Consider the following 6407-nt stretch of genomic DNA (forward strand, 5'->3'; position numbering starts at 1 on the left):
GTCGGGCGTCGTGACGCCGTAACAGACCGTGCGGGCCATGCTCTCGACCTCATCGAGCGAGCCGAGCGCCAGACGGATGAGGCCCAGAACACTGATGGCCGTCTTGCGGCCGGCGGCATACCCCTCGTCGCTCGAGACATCGTCACCGATGCGGCCGGGGTTGAGCATGACGCCGTCGCGCCCCTCTGGGGTCATTCCACTGAGCATGAGGAGCTTGCCCGTGTGATGAAAGGCCTTCATCGCACCGTAACGGCCGCCATAAGGCGGGTTCACGTAGTCGGGAATCTCGAGCCCAAGAGCCGCGACCCTCTCTTCGGCCGTGCGTGCGTCGTGCGTCAGTGCGCTCATCCGTAGTTCCTCTCGTCGATGCAGGCGACATCCGGATGCCGGCTCGCATGTGGATACAGTATGGGTATTTGTGGATACAATAATGGAATATTGGACGATTGGTTCTCCGTGATCCCACCCCGCTTCATCACCACACCAGGTGGCTTAGCCACGCTGGCTCACCGATGAGGGGCGTCGCCGAGACCGGCACCCGCGGAGCGGCATTCTGGCTCGTGGTCATCGCCGCAACCGTGGGCAATATCGTCAATACGTCGAACAACCCCGTTATCGCCCAGGTCATCGGCAACGATCTGGAGGGCAACGACGCCCTCGCCGGTTTCCTTGTCTCGCTGTCGGCCTTCGCCTCGATCGCGGCCATGCTCATTGCGGGCGCCGCAATCGATCGCTTTGGGGTGCGCCCGGTTCTCGTGGCGTCGACGATCATCGCAGTCGCCGGCCTCGTGCTCGTCGCGATCGCGCTCACGGTGCCGACGCTCGGCGCGAGCCGCGTCATCGTCGGTGGCGGCAACGCGGCGGTCGCGATGGCCCTCACCTCCTGGATCGTCGCCGAGGTGCCCCACCACGAGCGAGGCAAGGCGCTCGGCTTTTTCGGTCTGAGCGTCTGGGTAGGCCTCGCGCTTGGCCCCACTATTGGCGACGCGCTCTACCGCGAGCTCGGCCAGCAGGCTGTCTGGATTGCCTCCGCGCTGCTCCAGACCATCGCCCTCGCGATAACGTTCGTCACGCGGGCCCCCCGGCCGACCGGCCATCACCCGATGGTCAACGCCGATCGCGAAAGCACCGACACGGGCACGGTGGAGATCGAGTCCGCCCCGATCCGAGGCCTCGCCGGCTGGAGCGCCGTGCTCCGCGAGGTAGCGCTCCCGGGAACCGTCACGATCGCCGCGTGGGCCGCCGAAGCGTTCATGGTCGCATTCCTCATCCAGCACCTCGCCAAGCAGGGTGTCGCATCCGGCGGAATCTTCGGCGCCGCCAACGTCTTCATGGTCTTCGCCGCGAGCGTGATCATCACGAGGCTCGCCTTCGGCGGTCTCACCGACAAGCTCGGGCCGGTCGTCGTCGCCCGCTGGGCCCTCGCCATGGTCGCCGCGGGAATGGTGACGCTTGGCCTCTCCAACTCGTTCGCCCTCGCCGCCCTCGGGGCGGTGCTCGTCGGCGTCGGCTACTCGCCCCTCTACCCCGCGCTCACGATCCTCGCGACGGAGAACCTCGACCCGCGACGGCGGTCGACGGGGCTCGGAATCTTCTCCGCCCTCACAAGCTTCGGGCACGCCCTCGGATCGCTCATCGGCGGGTACCTCATCCTCGTGATCGGCGAGGGCTGGACCTTCACGGCGCTAGCGGGCGTTGTGCTGCTGAGCATCCTGCTGCTGCGCGGTCGTACGTCGACGTCCGCAGCCCTGCGCTAGCAACCCCCTCGCGGGGGCGCCAGTAACGCACTGAGGGGTCCCGTATGCGCCTTCGCGGAGTTCGCGAACACGCATACGGGACCCCTCAACCACGCCTACGGCGCCCCACATCGGAGAGCGGGGTGCGGAGGCAGAGCGGCCGCCCCGCTGCCCCTAGAGCGCGATCACCACGGACTTGGGCTCACAGAACCCCTTGAGCGCGTCCTCACCGAGGTCACGGCCGATGCCCGAGTCGCGCAGACCGCCAAACGAGAGGGCCGGGTCGAAGATGTTGTAGGTGTTGACCCACACCGTGCCCGCACGAAGGCGCTGCCCCATGCGGTGTGCCCGCGACAGGTTGTTGGTCCACACGCCGGCGGCGAGCCCATAGTTTGTGTCGTTCGCGATGGCGATGGCCTCGTCTTCGTCGTCGAACGGGATGATGCCAACGACGGGTCCGAAGATCTCCTCGCGGGCGATCGTCATGTCGTTGCGCACACCACTGAACAGGGTGGGCTCCACATAGAAACCGTCGCCATCGGGCACCCCGCCCCCGACAACGAGTTCGGCACCCTCTGCGACACCCTTCTCGATGTATCCGAGAACCTGCTGGCGCTGCTCCTCGGAGACCAGCGGCCCCACGGTAATTCCTCCCGCGAGACCGTCGCCCATGCGCACCTGGCGAACGGCGTCGGCAAGTCGCTTGGTCATTTCTTCGAGGATGCTGCGCTGCACAAGAAGTCGGCTGCCGGCCGTGCACATCTGGCCGGAGTGCCCGAACGATGCCCGCATCGCAGTGAGCACAACAGCATCGAGGTCGGCGTCGTCGAAGACGATGTTGGGGCTCTTGCCGCCGAGCTCAAGCGTGAGGCGCTTGAAGTCGCCGGTCGCCGCGGTCATGACCTTGCGGCCAACCTCCGTCGACCCCGTGAACGACACCTTGGCGATATCGGGGTGCGTCGTCAGTTGCGCGCCAACGCGGCCGTCGCCCGTCACGACGTTGACGACGCCCGTCGGCACGCCCGCCTCGGCACAGATGGCGGCAATCCGAAGCATCGTGAGGGGGGTCTGCTCTGCGGGCTTGATCACAACGGGGCACCCGGCCGCCAGCGCCGGGGCGAGCTTGAACGACCCCGTCATGATCGGAAAGTTCCAGGGCAGGATGATCGCGGCGACACCGACGGGCTCGTACGTCGTGTACACGTGGTGCTCACCACCGTCGACGGGAACCACGCTGCCGCCGAGGCGCGACGGTGCGCCAGCGTAATAGCGGAATGTGCGTGCGGAAGAGAGCGTGTCGGCGCGTGACCGCTCGATGGGCTTGCCGTTGTCGCGCGTCTCGAGAATCGCGAGCTCTTCTACCCTCTCCTCGATGATGTCGGCGACGCGGTTGAGGATGCGCGAGCGGTCGTGCGGGCTCATGCCGCTCCAGCGGCGGTCGTCAAATGCGGCCTTGGCTGCGGCGACGGCACGGTCGACCTCCGCTTCGCTCGCCTGCGGCACGCGGGTCAGAAGCTGCTCGGTTGCGGGGTCGAACACGTCGATGAGCTCGGCACCCTCGGCAGAAACCCACTCCCCGTCCACATAGAACGGCTCAACTTCGGCAAGGGGCTGGAGGTTGTCTCTCACGGTGATTCTCTTTCTCTTGGTCAGGCAGCGTCGTGCAGGTCAGGCGGCGGCGCTCAGGTCAGGCGGCCGCGGTGCGGTCGAGAACTCGAGCGGGCTCGTGGATGAGCATCCGGTCGAGCGTTGCGTCGTCCACTCCGCTGCTGCGCAGGGCCGGCACGACTCGGGTAACAAGATGCCCATACCCTGGGCCGCCAAAGCGGCTCCACTGGGCCTTGGTCCAGGTGGAGCATCCGAGCACGAGGCGCGCGCTGTCGGCGCGGGCGAGCAAGCGAAGCAGGGCGTCGAAACGGTCGAAGTCGGCGCTGTTGCGAACGCGGCCAAGATGCCCACCCTCGCCGCCGAAGCACATCTCGAGTACCGGTCCTGCATCGGCAAGGTCGTTCAGATAGGCGTCATCGAGGTACTCATCGATATTGGTAAGCACAATGCGTTCGGGGGCAAGCCCCGCGGATGCGCAATGGTCGATGATCTCCAGGCCGTTGCGAGCGTCCGGGTCCAGGCGAATGCTCACGGATGCTCCGGCGCGGGCCGCTGCCGATGCTGCGGCGGTGAGGCTGCTGCGTTCGTCGGCGCCAAAGTCTGCCGTCGTGCCCATGATTCCGAGCATCCCGGCCCGAAATTCAACGCCGGGCATGGAATCGGTGAGGGCCGTGAAGAACACCTGCTCGCGGCCAGCGGTGTCGAGGTCGCGATACCACGAGGGGATGCCAGGGCCCAGGTAGGCGCCGTAGCAGGCAACGACGGTGACGCCACTCGCGCGGGAGATCGCGGCAAGGTGCTCGTACCCGGGGTTCAGCCCGAGAGACGTCGCGTCGACAACGGTGCGGAGGCCGCGAGCGTGTGCCGCGGCTAGCTCCTGCGCGACAGCATCGTCGTCGTCGATTCTCAGGTTGTCTCGCAGCGCGAGCTGGCCCCAGCGCAGTGCGCCAGCGAGTTCGATGCAGACGGGAGCATCCGCATCGAGTTCTTCCACTCCCGGGCGGTGCAGCGCCGACGCATCGGCTCGCAGATGCTCATGCATCGACACGACGCCGAGAGCATCCCGCTCCACCGCTCCGAGAGCTGTCTCGATCATGCTGCTACGGGCTCCTCAACGACCACGGCGGAGGAGTGCTGCGGCAAGATCACGTGCATGCGCTCGGGCTGGCGGCAACCGAACTCCATGAGGGAACCGACTGCGAGGCGCGACATGTCGCTGTTGCTCGGCATCGTCGAAATCACTGTCGTGCCATCCGCCGCGCGGGCTTCGACACGGTAGCGCTCGCCTTGGAAGCTGACGAGAGACACGGTGGCCTCGATGCTGACGCGGGCCGTCTCGCCGTCGTGCAGCGGCTGCAGGTCTTCCGGCCGAATCACGGCTGTGCCCTGGGAGCCCTGCGTGCCGGGCTGTCCGAGCAGAACACCGTCTGCCGTGCCGAACAGGTTGGCCTCGCCCAAGAACTTGGCCACGTATTCGTTGACGGGCTTGCGATAGAGCTCCTGGGGAGCATCGATCTGCACGAAGCAGCCCTGGTGCATGATCGCGACCCGGTCGGACATTGTGAAGGCCTCGGTCTGGTCGTGGGTTACGGCGATCGTGGTGATGCCGACGCGCTCCTGGATGCGCTTGATCTCGACCTGCATGTGCTCGCGCAGCTGCTTGTCGAGGGCCGCCATGGGCTCGTCGAGAAGCAGAACGCCGGGGTTCGACGCGATGGCACGGGCGAGGGCAACGCGCTGACGCTGGCCGCCCGAGAGGGAGGCTGGCATGCGGTCGGCCATTCCGCCGAGCTGCACAAGCTCGAGCATCTCTGCCGCGACGGCCTTGCGCTCCTTCACCGGCCGCTTGGCCGCGAGAAGCGGGAACGGGACGTTGTCGCCGATGGTCATGTGGGGAAAGAGGGCGTAGGACTGAAAGACCACGCCCACGTTGCGATCCTGGGGAGCTCGCTTCTCCACGTTCTCGCCGTTGAAGAGCACGTGGCCTGTGTCCACCTTTTGGAGCCCGGCGATCACGTTGAGAAGCGTCGATTTGCCACTGCCGGATGCCCCGAGAAGCGTGACGAATTCGCCAGCCTTCACATCGAGGCACACCTGCTTGAGCACGTGGTTTGGGCCGAGGGTGACATCAACCTTGTCGATGGTTACGGGGATTGTCATTTCGATGCAGCCTTTCGCGTGCGGCGGGCGCTCGCCTGGCTGAACCAGGCGAACAGGGCGAGAACGATGAGGGCGAGGAGCGACACCATGGTGGAGGTCGCCGTGAGCGCCGGAGAGAATGCCTCAGTCGAGGCGCTCAGCATCTTCATCGGCAGGGTCACAACCCCCGGCGGCAGCAGGAACACCGACAGCACGACCTCGTCGAAGACGATGCTGAAGGCGAAGATGGCTCCCGCGAGAATGTTGGGAAGCAGCAGCGGCAGCTCGACGCGGCGCAGCACGAGCGTCCACGGAGCACCCATCGTCACTGCGGCGTTGCGCAGATTGGGGTCGAGCTTGCCGGTTGCCGCCGAGACGAGCACGAACACGTAGGGCAGGGCGATGAGTGCTTCACCAAGAATCAGGGTGACGAGGGTTCCGCGCAGGAATCCCAGCTCAAGGTTCATGCCGTAGAGGCCGATCGCGTAGGCAACCGGGGGCAGGGCGATCGGCACGATGAACAGCGTGCGAACGATGCGGGCGGAACGCTGGCTGAGCCGGGTGACCGCGAGCGCCCCCAGGGTTCCGAAGATCACGGCGATGACGGTGGCGACTCCCGATACCCCGAGGGAGAGAAAGAACGGATCCATCCATTTGGGGTCTTGGAGCACCTGCTCGTACCAGCGCAGGGAGAATCCCTGTGGCGGAAAGAGCAGGAGACTGCCCGAGGTCCACGACGTCGCGACGAGCACGAGAAACGGCACGAAGAGCATGAGCCCGGCGAGAACCGAGACAGCGAAGATCGGAACGCGGTAGAGGCCGAGGGCCCCGGTCATGGTGCGCACTGGTTCAGCCCCACTTCTCGCTGACCTTGAACAGCTTGTCCGCGATCAGGTAGATGACGACGGTCGCACCGACGAGCAA

The 6407-nt window shown here is 66.2% G+C and carries 6 protein-coding genes; 1 reads left to right on the forward strand and 5 read right to left on the reverse strand.

The window, feature by feature from the left end; genetic code table 11:
• On the reverse strand, positions 1–348 hold a 348-nt coding region (locus AC062T_RS11775; RefSeq protein WP_476030249.1), incomplete at its 3' end, for a RidA family protein.
• Between the two features lie 164 nt (positions 349–512).
• Between AC062T_RS11775 and AC062T_RS11780 the strand changes: the two genes are divergently transcribed.
• Positions 513–1757: an MFS transporter gene (locus tag AC062T_RS11780; RefSeq protein ID WP_476030251.1), complete on the forward strand. Its 1245-nt coding sequence runs from the start codon at positions 513–515 to the stop codon at positions 1755–1757.
• 153 nt (positions 1758–1910) lie between these two features.
• On the opposite strand, the gene AC062T_RS11785 is transcribed toward AC062T_RS11780, so the two are convergent.
• The 4 genes from AC062T_RS11785 to AC062T_RS11800 are packed head-to-tail and all read right to left on the reverse strand — an operon-like array spanning position 1911 to position 6319.
• Positions 1911–3365: an aldehyde dehydrogenase family protein gene (locus tag AC062T_RS11785; RefSeq protein WP_476030253.1), complete on the reverse strand. Its 1455-nt coding sequence runs from the start codon at positions 3363–3365 to the stop codon at positions 1911–1913.
• A 58-nt stretch (positions 3366–3423) separates the two neighbouring features.
• A complete protein-coding gene (locus tag AC062T_RS11790) occupies positions 3424–4440 on the reverse strand; it encodes a phosphotriesterase family protein (protein ID WP_476030255.1) in 1017 nt (338 codons plus the stop codon).
• The gene (locus AC062T_RS11795; protein ID WP_476030257.1) at positions 4437–5504 is read right to left on the reverse strand and encodes an ABC transporter ATP-binding protein; all 1068 of its coding nucleotides are present in this window, start codon (positions 5502–5504) and stop codon (positions 4437–4439) included. The genes AC062T_RS11790 and AC062T_RS11795 overlap by 4 nt, the downstream gene beginning before the upstream one ends.
• Positions 5501–6319 (reverse strand): ABC transporter permease, encoded by an 819-nt coding sequence (locus AC062T_RS11800; RefSeq protein WP_159078116.1) that lies wholly within the window; start codon positions 6317–6319, stop codon positions 5501–5503. The genes AC062T_RS11795 and AC062T_RS11800 overlap by 4 nt, the downstream gene beginning before the upstream one ends.
• Positions 6320–6407: the final 88 nt, after the last annotated feature.

This window comes from Homoserinimonas sp., assembly GCF_056262345.1.

Coding starts and splice junctions, on each gene's coding strand:
- AC062T_RS11780 (WP_476030251.1), top strand. CDS start 513: ATGAGGGGCGTCGCCGAGACCGGCACCCGCGGAGCGGCATTCTGGCTC.
- AC062T_RS11790 (WP_476030255.1), bottom strand. CDS start 4,440: ATGATCGAGACAGCTCTCGGAGCGGTGGAGCGGGATGCTCTCGGCGTC.
- AC062T_RS11795 (WP_476030257.1), bottom strand. CDS start 5,504: ATGACAATCCCCGTAACCATCGACAAGGTTGATGTCACCCTCGGCCCA.
- AC062T_RS11800 (WP_159078116.1), bottom strand. CDS start 6,319: ATGACCGGGGCCCTCGGCCTCTACCGCGTTCCGATCTTCGCTGTCTCG.